This window comes from Acinetobacter sp. 25-47-122, from assembly GCF_056779695.1.
In genome coordinates this window covers 112291-133094 of sequence record NZ_JBWYIJ010000011.1, presented here as the reverse complement: position 1 = coordinate 133094, position 20804 = coordinate 112291, and the positions used below count along the sequence as shown (strand labels likewise).

The window sequence follows — 20804 nt, the reverse complement described above, 5'->3', positions numbered from 1 at the left end:
TTTGAATGGCACATTTTGCAAAACGGTTGCCATTAATATTCTTCTTCAACACTTGCATAATTTGAGCAACGTTGAGATCAGTAAAAGTTTTGAGTAGTGGAGCAAAATAAGTATCGATATTGGTTTTGATACTTTCAGGGCTTTCTTCACCATAGCCTAAGCCACCGATGGTGGTTGCTTCGCCCCAACCAATGAAACCATCCGAAGTTTCGATTTTAATGAGGACTAAGGTTTGAGTTTGCATCGTTGCGACCGCCATCTTGTGTGGGCGGATCGTCGGGATTTCAACGAGCAAGGTTTCAATATTTTTGTACATGCAGCAATATATTCCATTAATATATGCTAAATACCTTATTTGAAATAAAGTATTGAAAATAGAGGTTAAGTAGTATATTAAAATACTAAAAAAGTATGGATTGAGGAAATTTCAATGGAATTAAGAACATTAAAGTATTTTGCTACTGTGGTCGAAGAAAAAAGTATTACAAAAGCTGCTGAAAAATTATGTATCGCACAACCACCACTTACACGACAAATCAAAAACTTAGAGTCAGAGTTAGGTGTCGTATTATTTGAAAGAGGCATGAGACCGATCAAAACAACTGAAGTTGGAGAATTTTTTTACCAATATGCTGTACAGATACTGACCTTAACAGCACATGCTAAATCGATGGTAAATCGATATAAAGTGACAGATACTACGGTACGAATTGGGTATGTTGGTTCGCTTTTTTATTGGAAATTACCTGAGATCATTGATTATTTAAGAAAGCATATTGCAAATATAAAAGTTGAATTAGTGGAATGCGGAACCAGAGACCAGGTAGAAGCTTTGAAATTGGGAAAAATTGATATTGGGTTTGGTCGATTAGGAATTAGTGATCCTTCAATAAAAAGAATAGTGATCGAAAGAGAGCAACTTTTTTTAGCAGTGCACAAAGATCATACATTAGTGACCCAAAATGTTAAGGAAGTACATTTATCACAATTGGTCAACGAACATATTTATATATATCCAAATACTCCTAAACCAAACTTCTCAACTTTTGTTCAAGGAATATTCTCTGAACTTGACTTAATTCCCCAAAATCTGATCGAGACGAGAGAAATCCATATGGCATTGGGAATGGTGTCATCTGGTGAGGGGGGGTGTATTATTCCAAAGAGTGCATGCTCTATAGGTATGAAAAATTTGAAATTTATACCAATTCTAGATAATGAGGCTGAAAGTCCAATTACAGTTGCCTATAGAAGTATCGATAATAATGAATACATCAAACAAATATTAGATTATCTAGACGAATTGAAGAGCATGAACTAATTTTTATGATTAGATTAATATAAAATATCTATTTATATGTAATATTTAATGGAAAAATAAATAGAATAATAATGTTAAAAATGATATTAATTTTATAAATCAGCATAAATTGGCATGGATTTGTCATAGGGATAGCGCTGATCTATAAAATATTTAGGATGATTTCGATGGGAAAAATTTCCGAGTTAAAGAGTAATGATGCAAAAAAAAAGGATATTTATGCTTGGTATGTTGTAATACTTTGCATGATTGCATATATATTTTCTTTTATCGATCGTCAAATTTTGGCTTTGATGATTGAACCGATAAAAGCAGATTTGAATTTAACAGACACGCAATTCAGTTTACTTCACGGACTAGCTTTTTCTTTATTTTACGCATTCATGGGTCTTCCATTGGCTTATATCGCAGATCGATTCTCAAGACCAAAATTAATTGCTGCCGGGATTGTATTTTGGAGCATTGCAACAGCTTTATGTGGTTTAAGTAAGAACTTTATCCAGTTGTTTTTGAGCAGAATGGGCGTAGGAATTGGTGAAGCTGCTTTGTCACCTGCAGCCTATTCAATGTTTAGTGATATGTTTGCAAAAGATAAATTGGGTCGAGCTGTCGCTATATATTCGATTGGATCTTTTGTTGGTGGGGGAATCGCATTCTTAGTAGGTGGTTTTGTCATTGGATTACTCAAGGACATGTCTCTTATCGCTGTACCCTTATTGGGAATGTTAAAGGCATGGCAAGTGGCGTTTATTTTAGTAGGTTTACCAGGAGTCATTATTGGCATATTGGTACTTTTAACTGTTAAAGATCCTAAGCGTAAAGGGCAAATGGTCGATGCGCAGGGGAACGTGGTAAAAGTAAAGCTTAGTGATACTTTTAAATTTTTGAAAAAGCATAAAAAAACATTTACATGTCATTATTTGGGATTTACTTTTTATGCCATGGCATTGTTTTGCTTAATTAGCTGGACACCTGCATTTTACATACGACATTACAATATGACAGCTACTGAAGTGGGTTATATGTTGGGTGCCGTGTTGCTGATTTCAAATACTTTGGGTGTATTTTCGGCTGGTTGGATGAATGATTATTTTATTCAAAAAGGCAGAAAAGATTCGCCTATGTTTGTGGGGGTGATTGGAATTGTAGGTCTGATTATTCCAATGATTTTGTTTTCACAAGTTAATGAATTATGGCTATCAGTTACATTGTTGGTTGTTGCAATGTTTTTCGCTTCTTTCCCAATGCCGATCTCAACAACAGCAATGCAAATGCTTTCGCCAAATCAATTACGTGCCCAAATCTCATCTATCTTTTTACTCATCAGTAATTTGATTGCTTTAGGTATTGGTACCACATTAGTGGCTTTAATTACGGATCGTATTTTTGAAAATCCTTTAATGGTCGGTTCATCGATATCTATCGTTGGTGCAATATCATGCGTATTGTGCTTTGTATTATTGAAAGTGGGTTGTAAAGCCTTCGAAAATAGTTTGCAAGTTGAGTCTAAATAAATCATGTCTGAATAAAATAATGAGGGTACACCTATCATGTATTTATCGAATCTGAAACTTTTAAAGAAATTCAACTTATTGTCTTCAAAAGATTATTTTCAGATTAAAGATGTGATAGGACAATACTTGTGCCCTCATCAATTTGAAGTATTGAATGATGAATCTTTAGAAGTAAAATTAAGTGGGTTTTCATTTGGTCAAGTTGCACTATTTGAATTAAGTTACAATGCTCCAGTTCAAATTAGTTTTGGTGCTGAGTGTCAAAGTTATCTGTTTAGATTTAATTTGGAAGGGGAATGTAAAGTCAAATATGATCATTCAACTTATCAACAACGTCCTGGATTACTTACAGTTTCTCATCCTCATTTTGAAAATAGAATTGAACTCCAAGCCAAATGTAGAAATATCATATTAAAAATTGATCATGAGTTGATCAACACTGTTTTATATCGCTTGTTGGGGTATATCCCTCAAAAAAATCTTATTTTCGATAGTGGCATTTCCTATACATCTGAAGAAAGAATTTCAATTTTAGAAACACTGAACTACTTATGCTTTGCATATTCAAATATTGAAAACTGGTGGCAAATTTCTGATAGCTTTAGTTCATATTTGACTGAGTTATTACTGATCAAAATTCCACATAATTTCAGTGAACGAATCGCAGATAAAAAATATCAACTCATCCCAAGTTATATCAAAAATGCAGCTCATTTGATTGAGCAACATTATATGGAAGCAATCTCGATTGAGGAAGTTGCGAGGCTTGTAAAAGTCTCGGTAAGAACGCTTCAAAAGGGATTTAATACCTATTTGAACCAAACGCCTCTCAGTTTCATGACATCAATCAAATTGGACCGAGTTCATCAAGAACTTAAACACACTCAGGTTGATCAGCCTATAATTGATATCTTCAATGCTCATGGTGTAAGAAGTTTTGGACACTTTACTCGGCTTTATAAAAAACGTTATGGATGCACGCCTTCAGAAACCGTGAAACAAAACAAATTAATAGAAATAAATTCGTAATTCGAATAGCAGCACCGCTTTTTGACGCGAGTAAAAGGAAGAATCTTTCCTACTATCACAATACACAATAAATATGTAAGGGAAGAAAATGAAAATCACGGTTCTTGGCGGTGGACATGGATGTTATGCATCAGCAGTGGAGATGGCGGAAAAAAATCACGAAGTTAAATTATGGCGAAGAGATCGAGATTCACTAAAAGAATTAGCGAAATATGGTGAGCTTACTGTAAAAGACTTTCGTGGCACTAGAACAGTATCTGTTGGGGATGAACATCAAAAAATCCAACTTGAAACTGATTTATCCAAAGCTATTGAAAACGCTGAATTGATTATTATTCCTTTACCCGCAACAAGCCATGAAGATTTATCGATTGAAATAGCACCCTACTTAACATCTGGTCAAGTCGTATTTTTACCCCCAGGTACTTTTGGAACATACCTATTTGCTCAAGCAATGCTTAAAGTTGGAAATAAGTCTGACGTGGCTTTTGCTGAAACGGGTACTTTGCCATATTTAGTAAGAAAACATAGTCCGAATTCTATCGTGATTAGTGTATATGCGACGCGATTGCCTACTGGGGTCTATCCAGCAAAATTAAAAGATCATGCTATTAGAGTATTAAAGCAAGCTTATGACAGCATCGAGCCTATAGAGGATGCTTTGAGTGGAGCTTTAATGAATGCAGGACCCATTATTCATCCTCCATTAATTATGCTCAATGCTGCACCTTTAGAACATTTTGATGTATGGGATATTCATAATGAAGGTACTCAACCTTCAGTGAGGAGAGTAACGAGCTTATTAGATCAAGAGCGAATGAATATTCGTGAAGCATTGGGATACTCGAAACAGCATTTCCCACTCGCAGATCATTACAATAAAGAGGGTGAAGGAGATGAGTGGATGTATGGTAGGGGGGCACATGGTAAGTTGACTGACAGTGGCGATTGGCGCGAGAAAATAGATTTACATTCACATCGGTATATGCTCGAAGACACACGATTAGGCCTGTCATTTATTGTATCGGTTGGTAAGTATGTTGGAGTCAAAACGCCGATTGCTGAAGGGCTTCTGAATATCGCATCATCAATTACTGGTAGGGATTTGTATAGTGAGGGTCGCACTCTTGAAAATTTAGGGTTATTTGATTTAACACAGCAACAATTAAAACACCTGTTGAACTCCGGAGAGCAATCTGCATGATTAAAAATATTATTATTGTAGGTGCAGGTAGAATGGGTAATGCGATTGCGATCGCATTCGCATATGCAGGAATTGAGATTGCACTTGTAGATGTAAAAGATCGAAACTCAGCAGAAAAAAATGAATTTCTGCAAAAATGGAATGACAGCCTCGACCAAGAGTTGCATCTCTTAGAACATATCGGGATGTTAGTGAATGATCAATGTAAAGTATTAAAAGAAAGAATTCATTTCTATTTCAAAGATAATCAAACTATTGATTGGAAAAATTGTGAATTAATTATTGAAGGTGTACCTGAAATAATGACTCATAAACAACATTGTTTTCGGTGGTTAGAACCCTTAATTTCTAAAAACTGTATTGTAGCATCAACGACTTCGACCTTTTTGGTCACTGATATAGCAAAATTAATTTCTCATCCAGAACGTATTGTTAATGCGCATTGGCTTAATCCTGGGTATTTAATGCCTTTAGTTGAGCTAAGCCGATCGGAGCATACTGCTGATATAGCAGTAGAAAAACTAAAAACATTACTTGAGGCAATTGGTAAAGTCCCTGTGATTTGTAATGCAGTTGCTGGATACATTGTTCCAAGAATTCAAGCATTGGCAATGAATGAAGCAGCGAGAATGGTTGAAGAAAACGTAGCAAGTGCTGAGGATATTGATAAAGCGATTCGTACAGGTTTTGGTTTGCGTTTTTCAGTGTTAGGAATGTTAGAGTTTATCGATTGGGGTGGAGGAGATATTCTGTATCATGCTTCAGAGTATTTGAGAGAAGAACTTGGTGAGCGTTACAAAGCCCCTGATATTATCAAAAAAAATATGAGGGAAAATAGAAATGGCATTAGAGAACTATCAGGTTTTTACAAATATGAAAGCATGGATATTTATCAATATAAACTAAATGTCATATCAAAATTCGCTGAAAATTTGCGATTTAATCAGCTTATTCCACAATATGAAATTATGAAATAAGCGTTAGTAGGTAAAAAGATTTTAGTCTTTTTACCTATTTGGCATTAAATTGAATATTTTCTTTAATTGTAAATTTAGTGACTCAAGTTCTTGTTCATCAAAAGAATTTAATATACCAGCTAAAGTAACACGATTGATCTGATTAATTTCATCCACAAGACCATATCCTTTTTCAGTGAGCTTCACCATAGAAATCCTTTCATCATGAGGGGATGAGAAAACTTCAACTATACCTTCTTCGACTAATCTATAGATTGCCTTAGTTGCAGTTGTTAATTTGATTGTTGCTAAATTTGCTATTTCAGTGATATTGGCTTCACCGAGAGCATTTGTACTCAAAATGATTTTTCTTTTTGTATTATCGAGACCTATTTTTTTTAAAGATTTATCAATCAATTGGGAATACTTACCATTAACTTGAGATATCCAAAAAAATGGGAAATTTTCCAAACTTTTGGGATCGTTATTTGGCAAATAATTTTCAAAATTTTTTAACATGAGCAGCAATTAAACTTAAAAAAATATAATTGATTATACAAGAAAAAAGACAAAGATTATTTTATTTCAAAATAACTTGACAAATACATTAATTTTTCAGATATTGATGTTGAGTATAAAAATACATGGAAAAGTGAATTGAATATTATATCTAGAAGTCTCTCTTTAGGAGATGGAAAAATTAGAGTCGTGGTTAAAGACTCAATTGATATACAAAATGAAGTGACGACACTTGGAACTCAGGCGCGCGTTGAAGCATGCCCTGCAAACTCACACGCTGAAATTATAAAAAATATACTCAGCAGTGATTGCAAAATTATTGGAAAAACTCATCTTCATGAACTTGCATTCGGTATAACTGGAGTAAACAAAAACTTCGGAACACCTTTAAATGTTAAATATCCGCAACTTATTCCTGGAGGCTCTTCCAGTGGTTCGGCTGCAGCTATTGCGGCAGATATAGCGGACTTCAGTATTGGTACGGATACTGGTGGCTCAATTCGTATGCCAGCCGCTTGCTGTGGAGTGTATGGATTAAAACCTTCATTTGGTCGTGTAAGTCGTGATGGTGTTTGGCCAAAAGATACCACTTTAGACTGCGTCGGACCATTCGCATCAGATATCAACAATCTGATTCTTGCTATGCGGATCATTGATCCTACATTTAACGAAATCCAAATCGATCTACAGCAGATTCAATTAGGAAAATTACGTGTCGAAGCGGAATCTGAAATTTGGCGTGTCTTAGATGCTGAGTTAACAAAAATTGATTTACCTCAAAAAAATCTATTCATAGACAATATTGATGAGGCATATCAAGCAGGTATGTCGATCATTAATTACGAAACTTGGGGTGCATATCATGATCTTACTCAAACTGGACTTCTAGCCAATGATGTTCAGCAGCGTTTATTAAAAGCATCTGAAACCACTCAAAAAGATGTAGAAAATGCTGAATTAATAAGAACTCAATTCACAGAGCAGATCAATGATTTACTCAACAATGTTGATGTTTTGATACTGCCGACACTACCTCAATTTCCACCTAAATTAGACGAAGCTGAAAATACTGTTGCTTTCCTCAATTTAACTAAGCTCGTGCGACCATTCAATCTATCGGGCCATCCAGCGCTCACGATTCCATATGAAACATCAAATGGCTTACCTGTCGGTATGCAATTAATTGCTAAGCATGGTGAAGATGAAAAATTGTGTGCTATTGCACAACACATTGTCGATATTACGAAGCATTCACAAGGAGGTGGCAAATGAGCAATTTAGCCAAAGATCAAACTGAGAGCTTGATTGATCTTGAAGAATTATGTCAAGAGATTAGACAGCGAGCGTGTTCAGGTGAATTCGACGAACAAGCATACGTGAGTCAAGACATTATTCAAAAACTGAAATCAATTGGGGTATATCGTGCTTTAGTTCCTAAACGTTTCGGTGGTGATGAGGTTTCACCGCGTACGTTTTGTGAACTTATTGAAAGGCTTTCTAAAGCAGATGGATCAGTAGGTTGGGTTGCAAGTTTTGGTATGAGCCCAGCTTATCTTGGGAGTTTACCTGAAGAGACACTTTCTGAACTTTATAAAAATGGCCCAGATATCGTTTTTGCTGGTGGAATTTTTCCACCGCAAGCTGCTCAAGTGACCGATGAGGGTTTAGTTGTAAAAGGCCGTTGGAAATTCTCAAGTGGTTGTAAAGGTGCAGATATCGTTGGTGTAGGCATTGCCCCGATCAAAGATAATGAATCTCATGGCTTACCACGTATGGCTGTTTTACCAGCGCATAAAGCTAAAATTGAAATGACGTGGGATACAGTAGGTTTAAAAGGCACAGGTAGTCACGATCTCATTGTCGATAATGTACTTGTACCTGAGCATTGGACTTTTGTTCGGGGTGAGCCATCTAAACTCAGCGAACCATTTTTCAAATATCCATCCCTCTCTTTGGCGACTCAAGTCCTTACCGTAGTCGGAATTGGCGTAGCCTCGGCGTCATTGGAAGAATTTAGAAAATTAGCTCCAGGTAAGTCGTCGATTACTGGAGGTGCAGAAATTGCTAATCGACCTATCACTCAGTACGAATTTGCGAAAGCTGAAGCTGAGTTCCTAGCTGCAAGAACATGGTTCTACAACACCATGGATATTGTATGGGAAGAAGTACTCAACGGACGAAAACCTGCGCCACATTTAATTAGTGATATGCGTCTATCTTGTACACATGCGGCAAGAGTCTGTGCAAAGGTCACCCGCAAAATGCAAATGTTAGCTGGCATGACTGCCATTTATACCAACCATCCATTTAGTCGCTTTGTGAATGACACGAATGTCGTTACACAGCATGCATTTATGGGTGATGCAACTTTACAAAATGCTGGTGCGATGAGCTTTGGGCTTAATCCGACACCTGGATATTTATAAATGACCGAAAAGAAGGAAATCGAAATGGAAGCTAAAAAATCATTACGCGTATTGTTCTGTATGGGTATTAACCAAAACTTCTTTGATGCAGAGCCAGCAGAAGCAAAAGCAGTGTGGGCAGCATTTGGTGAAATGTGGAATGGTATCCATGATTTACCTGGCGTGCATGTATACGGCAACTTAGATGATGATCAAAGCATGGTAGGTGCAAGTACGGGTTGGCCTTGGACAACCTATTTATTGGCTGATGTACCTGATATTGAAACAGTTCATGCTGCATGTAATTTATTCCGTACGACTGTGGTCGGAGAAGGTCCATATAAACTTTGGAAGTATTGCAAAGTTGAAGCAAGAGTTGGTCGTGAATTAATTATTCAACGATAAGGATATCGATATGGTCGACTCTAATGAACTCAAAAGCATTCTTCAACGTCTTCAACAGTTGGAAGCGCAGAATCAAATTCGTAATTGCCTAAATCGCTATATGGAAATTTGTGATGAACTTAATCAAAACACAAATTTAGAAGCGCTGATGGATTTATTTGATCGTGAGTGTATTTGGGAGGGGGTAGGGAAAAAATACGCCCAGTCATTTGGTCGGCTTGAGTCTTGGCAGGCAGTATATGACATGTTTAAAACATACACGCTGAAGGACACGCATTTTGTTATGAATGCACATTTTGTGAATTCTGAACAAATTTATATTGATGGTGATGTGGCTGTTGGTCACTGGTTGATGTTGCAAACATCAACTTTCAAAACGGGTGCAAGCCACTTGAATGCAGCCAAACTGACAATCCGTTTTAAGCAACAAAATAATGGCATTTGGAAAATCAAACACTTCCAAACAGAAAATATTTTCAGTCGACCAGTAACGCATTGGACCAGTGATGATGAGTTACCAGTACCGCAATCAAATTTAGTCGGTTGAGTTGCATAAACAGTTATAAGGGAATACATGATGAATAGTGCAATACCAGTTCAAAATATTGAAATTGATTACAATGAATTAGTTCAAAGTGACCGAGTGCATACCTCTTTATATAAAGATGCACAAATCTTTGAAGATGAAATGGAAAAAATTTTCTACAGCACTTGGGTTTGGGTTGCTCATGCAAGTGAAATTCCAGATGCTGGTAGTTATAAAACGATTAATATTGGTAAACAACCTGTAGTGGCTGTACGAGATCGTAAGAAAAAAGTCCACGTTTTACTCAACCGCTGTCGCCATCGTGCTGCTACAGTTTGTGAGCATAAAAAAGGCAAAACAAATAGCTTTGTATGTCCATATCATGGTTGGAGTTACGCTTTGGATGGTACATTGCGTGGCGTTCCTTCACCTGAAAGTTATGGTGAATGTTTAGACAAATCTGAATTTCCACTGATCAGCCTACGTGTAGAAGAATATAACGGCATGATCTTTGCGACCTTCAAAGACGATATTGAGCCATTAGAAGACTTTTTAGGTGCTGCGAAAAAGTGGATTGATCTATTCATGAAGCAAGGCGCAGGTTATCCAGTCAAAGTATTAGGTGAACATCGTTTTACATTCCCAGGTAACTGGAAGATTCAGTTGGAAAATACAACTGACGCGTATCATTTCCCATTAGTTCATAAATCATTCTTAAGTTCTGTAGACGAAAAAACAGAAGAGCTTTTCAACTTTGAAAATCAACCAGGCTATGTTGAAGATCTAGGAAATGGTCACAGCGTGATGGTGATGATTCCAGAACTGGTAGATCTTGATGAAGAGTTGATGGAGCGACCAATCCAAGAGCGTTTTGAAGAACTTGCCCAAGCGCTGCGTGAAGAAGGTCATGAGGAACTTGAAGTTCGTCGAATTTGCCGTGCTGTCGGTGGTTCGGGCTTTAACTTAAATATTTTCCCTAACATTGCATGTTCTATGGCGTTCTTCCGTGTAATGCAACCATTAGCGGTAGATAAAACTGAAATTCACCACTCAGTGATTACGATGGATGGTGGACCACAAATTGCCAACCAATATCGCCTACGTCTACATGAACATTTCCAAGGTCCTTTCGGTTTTGGTACGCCAGATGATGCGGAAGCTTGGGAGCGTGTACAGCATGGTGCAAATGCGGGCAATGATCTTTGGATCATGTTGAACCGTGGTTTACCAGGAGAAGTCAAAACTGAAGATGGTCTGAAGAGTGACGTGAGTGCTGAAACAGGCATGCGTGGCGCTTACCAACAATGGAAAAAGTTGATGACGGCTTAAGGGGAAGAGCATGAAAATTAATTTAAATCTTTTGAACGAAGTAACAGCATTCATTTGGGCTGAAGCTGACATGTTAGATCATTCAGAGTATCAAGCATGGTTAAATTTATGGAATGAAAATGGCAAATACATCATTCCAATTGATCCATCATTGACAGATTACGAAAACCATTTGAACTATGCATATGACAATCACCACATGCGTCAATTACGTGTAGAGCGTTTAGAAAATGGTGAAGCAATCTCGACAGCTCCCAAGGCCAATACTGTTCGTAGCCTGTCACGTGTGCGAATTATTGAAGAAACTGATCACAAGATAATTTTACGCTGTGCACAAAATTTAAGAGAGTTCCGCAAAGAAAATTTGCGTCATTACACTGCTGATGTGATTTATGAGCTAATACGTCAAGAGAATGGCGAACTCAAAATAGACCGTAAAATTATCAATCTAGTCAATTCGACAGATACCTTAGCTGGTATCAGTTACATTCTATAGGAGGTGACCATGTCACAAGTTGTTTTGGTTACTGGTGCTGCCTCTGGTTTAGGTAATGTGATTGCTGAATATTTTGCTGAACAAGGGCATCAAGTTATTTTAACTGCAAGTACCTTAGAAAAAGCGGAAAGTGCTAAAGCTGAGAGTCAGTATCCATCGCAAATGTATCCCTTAAAACTGGATATATCAGTAGAGCAGGACTTTAGAGAAGCAGTGAGTTGGATTGAAACTCATTTCAACAAGTTGGATGTTTTAATCAATAACGCCACAGTAACTAAAGCAACTCCTGTCCTTGAAATCACTGCGAGTGATTTTGATTGGGTGACACAAGTCAACCAACGAGGAACCTTTCAGTCATGCCAAATTATTGGTCAATATATGGCATCTAAAGGCTTTGGTCGAATTATCAACATGGCTTCATTGGCTGGTCAGAATGGTGGTACTGCAACGGGAGCGCATTATGCAGCTTCAAAAGGGGCAATCGTAACTTTGACTAAAATTTTTGCAAAAGAATTTGCCGCTAAAGGTGTGACGGTAAATGCCGTAGCACCAGGACCAATGGAGTCTCCAATAGTACACAGCGTTGTTTCAGATGAAAAAATGGAAGCGTTTATCAATAACATTCCTGTCAAGGCTTTAGGCAGTATGAGTTTTATCGCTGAAACTTGTGCTTTGTTAGCATCCCCACAAGCAGCTTTTGTGACAGGAGCAACATGGGATATTAACGGAGGACTATTTATGCGCTAAGCATTGGCTTAGTCATAAAGGGGGAAAACTATGAACGAAAAATACTCCGTAATAGTAAATAAAAGATCAGTAGAAGCGGAAAATGTTGTTGTCTTAGATTTAATTTCAGCAACTGAGTCTCCATTACCTGAAATCGAAGCTGGATCACATATCGATCTATTCCTGCCTAATGGGTTAATCCGTCAGTATTCTCTATGTCAAGATCCTAGTTTAAAAGGTGTTTTTCGACTAGGGATCTTAAAAGACGAAGCATCAAGAGGGGGGTCACTGTCGGCGTTTAATGACATCTTTGAAGGGATGCAACTACAAGTCAGCCATCCTAAAAATTTGTTCCCATTGTTAGATGCATCTCACAGCATTTTAGTTGGTGGTGGTATTGGGATTACACCGTTAATTACCATGGCTTATGATTTATTAAATAACGATAAGTCATTTGAATTGCATTATTGTGCAGCTTCCAAACAAACCGCTGCATTTGTAGATGAAATAAAGCAAGGTCCCTTAGCGAGTTATACAACTTTCCATTTTAAAGATGATGGTGCAAATCATCGTGAATTTTTTGATCACGCAATGAAAGATATTGCCAAAGATTCACATTTATATACCTGTGGTCCTAATGGATTTATGGATTGGATTATTAATCTTGCTGAGTCTAAGGGTTTTAGTTCCGATCAATTACATAAAGAATATTTTCAGGTAGATATTGATTTAGGTGGTGCTAGTTTTGAAGTTGTTGCACAACAAAGTGGTAAAACGATTCAAGTAGCTCCAGAGGAAACTATTCTGCAAGCTTTAGCGCGAGAAGGGATTAAAGTCGATTTATCGTGCGAACAAGGCGTTTGTGGAACGTGTATGTGTGATGTGCTTGAAGGCGAACCCGATCATCGAGACGTCTACTTTACTGACGAAGAAAAAGAAAGTAATGAGCAGATTTTAGTGTGTTGTTCTCGATCAAAAACACCGAGATTAGTTTTAGATATTTAATAGTTGAATTGCCATCATGGAAGGTCATTTTGGGATTCAGGAGAAGGGAATGAATAGTTATCAAAAATCGGAAGAACAAGCTATTGATCCGATGAAATTCCGCAGAGCACTCGGTAATTTTGCAACTGGGGTTACCATTATTACAGCGCAAAATGCGCAAGGTGAAAAAGTGGGTGTAACTGCCAATAGTTTTAACTCAGTTTCATTAGACCCACCTTTAATCTTGTGGAGTATTGATAAAAAATCGACCAGTTTTGAAGTTTTTAAAAACTCTAGTCATTTTGCAGTCAATATTTTATCTGGATCTCAAATCGAGGTATCGAATAAATTTGCTAAACGCAATATTGATAAATTCGAAGGAGCAAACTACCGTTTGGGTGTAGGTAATGCTCCAGTTCTGGAAAATTGCTCTGCTGTTTTTGAATGTGAATTATTTCAAATTGTAGAAGGCGGGGATCACTGGATTATTATTGGAAAGGTCGTTAATTTTCAAGATGAAGGTCGTAGTCCATTAGTATATCACCAGGGTGCGTACTCAGCAGTAACACCACACCCAATGTTAAGAATTAAAGATTCAAATCCAGTCCAAACTGATGATTTGGGTCAACTATATCAAGGTAACTTATATAATAATGTTGCCTATCTCATGAGTCGAGCATTCAAGTTTTATCAAAATGATTACATCCCAAAGCAATTAGTCACAGGTTTTAGAACGAGTGAAGCTCGAATGCTTTTAGTGCTAGGCAGTGGTGCAAGTTCATGCAAAGATGATTTACCACGTGATATAGCAATGCCTATGCGAGAAATAGAAAGAGCAGCGGAAATCCTTAAGAAGGATGAGCTACTAGTCGAAACAGAAGAATTCTACCAATTAACGGATAAAGGTAAAAAAACCGCACATTATTTATTTGATATAGCTGATGAGCATCAAAATGAAGTATTTGCAAAATACAGTGACCAAGAAAAGAATACCTTTATCACCATTCTAAAAGATATTGCGGGTATTCATTAAATCAAATTGGGCTAAATGTTAGATCATTTGGCCTTTTTTTCAATCTATGAAGATTTAAAAGGGATTTAATTATTAATTAAGGTATATAAATATACTTAAAAGAAAATTGAATTTTCTATGGAATTGGAAAAGAATTGGGTTGAATATATGAAATTTCATATAGCTGAATAGAAAAAATTAAACAGGGTTGAGTGAGAAAATCAGTAAAAAACTAAGGGGAAGTTGAGTGAAAAAGTTACCTACATTTGCAATACTAGCAATTTGCTGTAATACAGCAGTTTATGCGGACTTGGTAAAAGATAGTCAAACGACAATAAATTTAAGAAATTTCTTTATTGATCGAAATAACACAACACAGCCTGATGTTGGTAGTTGGTCACAAGCATTAGGTCTAAAGTTTAGTTCAGGTTATACCAATACACCCATTCAGGTGGGTTTTGACGTGACTTCAAGTTACGCACTAAGATTATCAAATCATAATGCTGAAAGGTCTGATTCGATCTTACCATTTGATCCCATAAAAAATGAGCAAGAACGTAGTTATAATAAATTTGGTGCAACCTTAAAGCTGAAATATAAAGATTCTGAGCTATTAGTTGGGGAACTTTCGCCAAAAACACCTGTTGCATTTATTGATGATTCACGTCAGTTGGTGACAACATATGCTGGTGCGGCATTTGAAACCAAAGCCATTCAAGATTTAAAACTGTCTGCTGGACGAATCACGCATATTAATGCGCGTAATGATGATGAGTTTGAAAAACTAAGCTTGTTTGCACCAGGTAAAGCAAGAATAGAAAGTAATGGTTTAAGTTATGTTGGTTTAGACTATAATTTTAGCCCTAAAATTTCAGGCTCTTACTGGTTTGGTCAGCTGGAAGATATTTATAACCAACATTATTTAAATGCAGCATATAACACTCAAATTGGCGACTCTAAAATCAAATTAGATGCACGTTATTTCCATAACAGTGAAGCTGGTGACAAATACTATGGAAACATAGATAGCAAAACATTTGGCGTTCAGGCCAACATTCAAAATGGCTCACATAGTTTTGCTGCAGGTGTTCAAAAAAATTCCGGGGATACCAATTTTCCAACATTTGATGGATTCGCTCCTCAACCTTTCCTACATACTTGGTCAACTTTAGGTTTCATCAAACCTGAAGAACTTACTTATCATGCACTTTATTCTTATGACTTTAAAAATGTTGGTTTGCCGGGTTTAAGAACGACTTTGCGTTATTTATATGGTACGAACATAGAGCGTAATGGCCTACCAGATAATAAAGAAACTGAAGCTAATTTCATTGTCGGCTACACCGTTCCAGAAGGGTCTTTTAAAGGGTTGGGTATAGAATGGAGGTATATCGACACGACTACTAAATATGGTGCAGGAACAACCAATGGTAATGATTTTGTTGAAAATCGAATCATTACTACATATAGCTATAAATTCTAATTACATAAACAGTTAATGGACAAACTGGAGATTATATGATGTTTAAAAAATTATTATTATCAACAAGCTTAATCGCAATTGCCACTTATGCTCAAGCTGATATCACGATTGGAGTTGTGACATCATCATCCGGACCTGTAGCAATGGTAGGTATACCACAAAAAAATACAGTTGCTTTATTACCTAAAAAAATTGGTAATGAGAACGTTCGATATATTTCTCTTGATGATGCGAGTGATCCTACAGCATCTGTCAAAGCTGTCGAGAAACTAATTAAAGAAAACAAAGTTGATGCAATCATTGGTCCTTCTGGTTCACCAAATGCTTCTGCTGTGATTGGGACGATTGCTAAAGCGAAAGTACCTCTTCTTGCACCGGTTGGAACTTCTACGATAGTCATGCCAATGACGGATCAAAAAAAATGGGTGTTTAAGACCACTCAGAATGATGAAATCATCGCAGAAGCGCTTGTGCAAGATATGGTGAAGCGAAAAATTACAACTCTAGGATTTATCGGTACTGCTGATCCGTACGGAGAAAACTGGGGGAAAGTCTTAGCGAATTTAGCAAAGAAAAATGGGATTAAAATCGTTGCTCAAGAATCATTTCAACGTCAAGACACCTCTCTAACTGGTCAAGCGTTAAAACTCATAAGTAAAAAACCACAGGCAATTCTAGTTGCAGCACCAGGCAGTTCAGCAGTGCCTCCACAAACTGCTTTATATGATCGAGGCTATCGAGGGCAAATTTATCAAACGCATGGTGCGGCTTTAGATCAATATTTAAAAATGGGTGGCAAGAAAGTAGAAAATACGATTTTAGCTGCCAGTTTAATGCTTGTTTTAAATGAAGTATCTAATACACATCCTTCTAAGAAAATTGCTACTAAATATATCAATGATTATAAAGCAAAATATAAACAAACACCTGCAACTTTCGGGGCAAATGTGTATGACGCAGGTATTTTGCTTGAAAAAGCTGTACCGACTGCTTTGAAAAAAGCAAAGCCTGGCACCGTGCAATTCCGTGAAGCTCTACGTGATGCATTGGAATCTACAAAAGAAGTCGCAGGAACTCAAGGCGTGTATAACATGAGCCCATCTGATCATAGTGGATTTGACAAGCGTGGGCGTGAAATGATCATTGTTAAAAATGGTCAGTGGAAACTACTGAAGTAAATTTAGCTTTTCATCATAAATAAACTCAGAGCGATATGCATATATCGCTCTAGGTAAATTCATCCTCAAAAAAGGGTAGGAAGATGTTATGGATTTAAATATCGCGTTAATTTTGGGGCAGGATGGTATTACCAGTGGTGCTATTTATGCATTATTAGCGCTATGTATCATTTTAGTTTTTACTGTCACTCGGATATTACTTATTCCATTGGGTGAATTTGCTGTATTTGGTGCATTGACTTTGGCATCCATTCAAGCAGGTATTCCAAGCTTAATAGTTTGGCTGGTCGTTGCGTTTTTTATTGTCAATACAAGTCTGGATTTATACGCTAAATTTTTTAAAAATCAAATATTTAATATCAAAATTTTTATTGCGTCATTGATTTATATTTCTTTGATCGTTATCGCGATGTACACACTACCTTTAGCGACGCTTCCAATGCCAATTCAAGTTTTATTGACTTTGGCTGTGATTACACCGCTTGGTCCTCAAATGTATCGCACTTTTTTTCAACCTTTAGTCGCAGCCAAACCTTTAGTTTTATTGATCGTGTCGATAGCGGTTCATGTGGCATTAGTCGGTTTAGGACTCGTGATATTCGGTCCAAATGGTGCTCAAACACAACCATTTAGTGATAAAAGCTTTGAAATTGGGACTCTTGTTTTAAGCAGTCAAACTTTGATCATTATCGTTTCATTCTTTGTGATGATTTTAGTGCTTTGGTATTTCTTTGAAAAAACACTCTATGGTAAGGCATTGCATGCAACCGCTGTCAATCGAGTCGGTGCACAGCTCATGGGTATTTCTCCAATTTTTGCGGGCAAACTGACTTTTGTTTTAGCTACATTTATCGGAACCTTATCAGGCATTTTAATTGCACCGATCACAACCCTGTATTACGACTCAGGATTTATTTTAAGTCTGAAGGGATTTGTAGGAGCAATCATTGGAGGACTAATCAGCTTCCCAGTCGCAGCAATTGGTGCCGTGATTGTTGGTGTTATTGAGTCTTTCTCCATGTTTTGGGCAAGTGATTACAAAGAAATCATCGTCTTTACATTAATTATTCCTTTCTTACTTTGGAAATCACTCACAACTCGTCATGTTGAGGAGGATGAAGAATGAAATCAAAAACTTATTTCTTTATATTTGCGCTAATTGTATTCATCAGCCCATTTTTTTTACCGACCTATCAAGTCACTTTATTGAACTATATTGGTCTAAATGCATTAGTCGTGTTAGGTCTTGTATTGGTGACAGGCGTTGGAGGCATGACTACATTTGGTCAAGCAGCCTTAGTAGGAATTGGCGCATACGCAACTGCTTACTTAACTGTGACTGAACAATTACCAAGTTTCCTCGCATGGACAGGTGGCAATCCTTGGTTTGGACTTCTGCTCGGAATAGTCATTACAGTCGCATCTGCGATTTTGGTGGGTGGCTTAACACTAAAACTTTCAGGGCATTATCTGCCTTTAGGTACGATCGCTTGGGGCATTTCACTTTATTATTTCTTTTCGACCATTGAAACTTTAGGTGGGCATTCTGGAATTTCGAATATTCCCTCTATCTCTATCGCAGGATTTGCCTTTGATAATGGCAATAAAATGTTCTACCTCATATGGCTCATTGTATTTATTGCCATTATTTTGACAAAAAATCTTTTAAATTCTCGAGAGGGTCGAGCAATCCGCGCTTTGAAAGGCGGACAAGTAATGGCTGAGTCTATGGGAGTAAATACGTTTAGAGCAAAAATGATTATCTTTGTGATTGCTGCAATTTTTGCATCAATTTCAGGGTGGCTTTATGCACACACGCAAACTTTTATTAACCCGACACCTTTTGGACTCCAAATGGGTATCGACTACTTGTTTATGGCGTTGTTAGGCGGTGTCGGTAGTATTTGGGGTGCAATATTAGGTGCAGGCATATTCACCATGGTACGCCAATGGTTGCAAGATGCTTTGCCTATTATTTTTGGCGGACAAGGTCATTATGAAACAATCGTATTTGGATTAATCATTGTTGTATTGATGCAAAAAGCACCATCAGGGATTTGGTCATTTATTACTAAGTTGATCCCAAATAAATATAAGCCTGTAGATTTATATCCTTCAATCCACCCCATTCCTCAAATGGACAAAGTAGAAAATCAAATCAACAAGGGTGAATTGATATTAGATGCGAAGAACATCACGAAAAAATTTGGGGGCTTAGTTGCGAACAATGAAATGAATCTGAAAATTCACGCTGGAGAGGTTCTCGCTTTAATTGGTCCGAATGGTGCTGGTAAAAGTACCATGTTCAATCAAATATCAGGTGTAGATGTTCCAACAAGTGGTGAAGTTTTATTTAAAGGTAAAAAAATAAATGGCATACCATCCAGAGAAATTGCCAAATTAGGATTAAGTCGCACATTCCAACACGTAAAAATCTTGCCTGAAATGACTGTATTAGAAAATACAGCCATAGGTGCACATTTGCGCGGAGAAAAAAGTGTCATCTCATCCATGTTACTTCTTGATCGAGTTGAAGAAAATGAACTTCTCAATGAGGCTAAATATCAACTAGAACGTGTAGGGCTTGGAGAATATTTGTATGTCGAAGCTGGCAGTTTAGCACTCGGTCAGCAACGTATTTTAGAAATTGCACGTGCTTTATGTGCGAACCCAAGCTTATTACTACTTGATGAGCCCGCAGCAGGATTAAGATTTAAAGAGAAACAAGCCTTAGCTGAACTTCTATCTAAATTACGTGCTGAAGGTATGGCGATTCTCTTGGTCGAGCATGATATGGACTTTGTCATGAATCTCGCAGACCGAATTGTGGTCATGGAGTTCGGTCAAAAAATTGCTGAAGGATTACCAGAAGAAATTCAAAAAAATGAAGCTGTATTGGAAGCTTATTTAGGAGGTGCTGCATGATCACAATGCTTGGAAATCAAGAGGGCACGCCTCTGCTAGAAGTAAATAATTTGAGTGTTGCTTACGGAAAAGTCGAAGCGCTTTCAAATTTTAATATGCGTGTTAATCAAGGCCAAATTGTTTCTGTTGTTGGTCCAAATGGTGCGGGTAAAACAACTTTATTGTCTGCAATTATGGGGGTGCTGGGTTCTAAAGGACACGTCGATTTCGATGGACATGTGGAGCAATGTCCACAGGTTGAGCAAATGGTCATTCGTGGGCTTGGATTAGTGCCTGAAAAACGAGAGTTATTTGGAACAATGTCTATTGAAGACAATCTTATGCTTGGCGCTTTTCAACGCTATCGCCAAAGAGACAAAGAGATTTTGAGCACTTTAGATGAAGTGTATGACATTTTTCCTCGTTTGAAAGAAAGACGATCACAGCAAGCAGGAACACTTTCTGGTGGTGAACGACAAATGCTTGCAGTAGGTCGTGCACTCATGGCTAAACCTAAATTGTTGATGCTTGACGAGCCGAGTTTGGGATTAGCGCCACTCATCACCCGAGAAATTTTTAAGGTGATTGACCAATTAAGAGGACATGGCGTGTCTATCTTGTTAGTTGAGCAGAATGCTAGAGCTGCTTTACAACTTGCAGATTATGCTTATGTCTTAGAAATGGGAGAGCTTTCAATGGAAGGAAAGGGCTCTGATTTAGTTGAAGATCCAAGAATCATCGAAAGTTACTTAGGAATTAATAGTAAGCATCAAGACGTATTAGCTATTTAGAACATAACTACTTATACGCTTT

20 protein-coding genes and 1 pseudogene are annotated in these 20804 nt (G+C 37.3%); 19 read left to right on the top strand and 2 right to left on the bottom strand.

Going from position 1 to position 20804, the window contains the following annotated elements; translation table 11 throughout:
* Window positions 1-316: pseudogene (locus AC1M9P_RS11645) on the bottom strand (muconate/chloromuconate family cycloisomerase); the annotation flags it as partial.
* A 114-nt stretch (window positions 317-430) separates the two neighbouring features.
* Between AC1M9P_RS11645 and AC1M9P_RS11640 the strand changes: the two are divergent.
* The 5 genes from AC1M9P_RS11640 to AC1M9P_RS11620 all read left to right on the top strand — a co-directional run bounded on the left by AC1M9P_RS11640 (window position 431) and on the right by AC1M9P_RS11620 (window position 6045).
* On the top strand, window positions 431-1321 hold the full coding sequence (locus tag AC1M9P_RS11640; protein ID WP_035266330.1) for a LysR family transcriptional regulator: 891 nt from the start codon (window positions 431-433) through the stop codon (window positions 1319-1321).
* Between the two features lie 167 nt (window positions 1322-1488).
* Entirely contained in the window at window positions 1489-2835 is a 1347-nt protein-coding gene (locus AC1M9P_RS11635; RefSeq protein WP_481587689.1) for a spinster family MFS transporter, read from the top strand.
* A gap of 36 nt (window positions 2836-2871) precedes the next feature.
* A complete protein-coding gene (locus AC1M9P_RS11630; protein ID WP_481587688.1) occupies window positions 2872-3864 on the top strand; it encodes a helix-turn-helix transcriptional regulator in 993 nt (330 codons plus the stop codon).
* Between the two features lie 88 nt (window positions 3865-3952).
* Window positions 3953-5068 carry an NAD/NADP octopine/nopaline dehydrogenase family protein gene (locus AC1M9P_RS11625; RefSeq protein ID WP_481587687.1) on the top strand — a complete coding sequence of 372 codons (1116 nt, stop codon included), beginning with the start codon at window positions 3953-3955 and terminating at the stop codon, window positions 5066-5068.
* Window positions 5059-6045 (top strand): 3-hydroxybutyryl-CoA dehydrogenase, encoded by a 987-nt coding sequence (locus AC1M9P_RS11620; RefSeq protein ID WP_481587695.1) that lies wholly within the window; start codon window positions 5059-5061, stop codon window positions 6043-6045. The genes AC1M9P_RS11625 and AC1M9P_RS11620 overlap by 10 nt, the downstream gene beginning before the upstream one ends.
* Before the next feature lie 30 nt (window positions 6046-6075).
* On the opposite strand, the gene AC1M9P_RS11615 is transcribed toward AC1M9P_RS11620, so the two are convergent.
* Complete coding sequence (locus AC1M9P_RS11615) at window positions 6076-6543, bottom strand: MarR family winged helix-turn-helix transcriptional regulator (RefSeq protein WP_092767678.1); 468 nt, start codon at window positions 6541-6543, stop codon at window positions 6076-6078.
* 138 nt (window positions 6544-6681) lie between these two features.
* On the opposite strand from AC1M9P_RS11615, the gene AC1M9P_RS11610 reads away from it, so the two are divergent.
* From AC1M9P_RS11610 to AC1M9P_RS11545, 14 genes are all read left to right on the top strand, one after another.
* Complete coding sequence (locus AC1M9P_RS11610) at window positions 6682-7815, top strand: amidase (RefSeq protein WP_481587686.1); 1134 nt, start codon at window positions 6682-6684, stop codon at window positions 7813-7815.
* A complete protein-coding gene (locus AC1M9P_RS11605) occupies window positions 7812-8969 on the top strand; it encodes an acyl-CoA dehydrogenase family protein (protein ID WP_481587685.1) in 1158 nt (385 codons plus the stop codon). The genes AC1M9P_RS11610 and AC1M9P_RS11605 overlap by 4 nt, the downstream gene beginning before the upstream one ends.
* A 24-nt stretch (window positions 8970-8993) precedes the next feature.
* Window positions 8994-9353, top strand: coding sequence for a hypothetical protein (locus tag AC1M9P_RS11600; protein ID WP_035266405.1), 360 nt, complete (start codon window positions 8994-8996; stop codon window positions 9351-9353).
* Between the two features lie 10 nt (window positions 9354-9363).
* Window positions 9364-9900 (top strand): nuclear transport factor 2 family protein, encoded by a 537-nt coding sequence (locus tag AC1M9P_RS11595; protein WP_481587684.1) that lies wholly within the window; start codon window positions 9364-9366, stop codon window positions 9898-9900.
* 30 nt (window positions 9901-9930) lie between these two features.
* Complete coding sequence (locus AC1M9P_RS11590) at window positions 9931-11208, top strand: aromatic ring-hydroxylating oxygenase subunit alpha (RefSeq protein WP_035266339.1); 1278 nt, start codon at window positions 9931-9933, stop codon at window positions 11206-11208.
* Window positions 11209-11218: 10 nt separating this feature from the next.
* Window positions 11219-11704, top strand: a complete 486-nt coding sequence (locus tag AC1M9P_RS11585) for an aromatic-ring-hydroxylating dioxygenase subunit beta (protein ID WP_092767687.1) — start codon at window positions 11219-11221, stop codon at window positions 11702-11704.
* 9 nt (window positions 11705-11713) lie between these two features.
* Window positions 11714-12451, top strand: coding sequence for an SDR family NAD(P)-dependent oxidoreductase (locus AC1M9P_RS11580; protein ID WP_481587683.1), 738 nt, complete (start codon window positions 11714-11716; stop codon window positions 12449-12451).
* 30 nt (window positions 12452-12481) lie between these two features.
* Window positions 12482-13435, top strand: coding sequence for a PDR/VanB family oxidoreductase (locus AC1M9P_RS11575; protein WP_481587682.1), 954 nt, complete (start codon window positions 12482-12484; stop codon window positions 13433-13435).
* Window positions 13436-13484: 49 nt separating this feature from the next.
* Complete coding sequence (locus AC1M9P_RS11570) at window positions 13485-14447, top strand: p-hydroxyphenylacetate 3-hydroxylase reductase component (RefSeq protein WP_180028234.1); 963 nt, start codon at window positions 13485-13487, stop codon at window positions 14445-14447.
* Window positions 14448-14673: 226 nt separating this feature from the next.
* Window positions 14674-15909: an OprD family outer membrane porin gene (locus tag AC1M9P_RS11565; protein WP_481587681.1), complete on the top strand. Its 1236-nt coding sequence runs from the start codon at window positions 14674-14676 to the stop codon at window positions 15907-15909.
* 38 nt (window positions 15910-15947) lie between these two features.
* Window positions 15948-17087, top strand: a complete 1140-nt coding sequence (locus AC1M9P_RS11560) for an ABC transporter substrate-binding protein (RefSeq protein ID WP_481587680.1) — start codon at window positions 15948-15950, stop codon at window positions 17085-17087.
* Between the two features lie 88 nt (window positions 17088-17175).
* A complete protein-coding gene (locus AC1M9P_RS11555; protein WP_035266350.1) occupies window positions 17176-18213 on the top strand; it encodes a branched-chain amino acid ABC transporter permease in 1038 nt (345 codons plus the stop codon).
* Window positions 18210-20012 carry a branched-chain amino acid ABC transporter ATP-binding protein/permease gene (locus tag AC1M9P_RS11550; protein WP_092767697.1) on the top strand — a complete coding sequence of 601 codons (1803 nt, stop codon included), beginning with the start codon at window positions 18210-18212 and terminating at the stop codon, window positions 20010-20012. Before AC1M9P_RS11555 ends, AC1M9P_RS11550 begins: the two co-directional genes overlap by 4 nt.
* Window positions 20009-20782: an ABC transporter ATP-binding protein gene (locus AC1M9P_RS11545; RefSeq protein WP_481587679.1), complete on the top strand. Its 774-nt coding sequence runs from the start codon at window positions 20009-20011 to the stop codon at window positions 20780-20782. The genes AC1M9P_RS11550 and AC1M9P_RS11545 overlap by 4 nt, the downstream gene beginning before the upstream one ends.
* Window positions 20783-20804 lie beyond the last annotated feature (22 nt).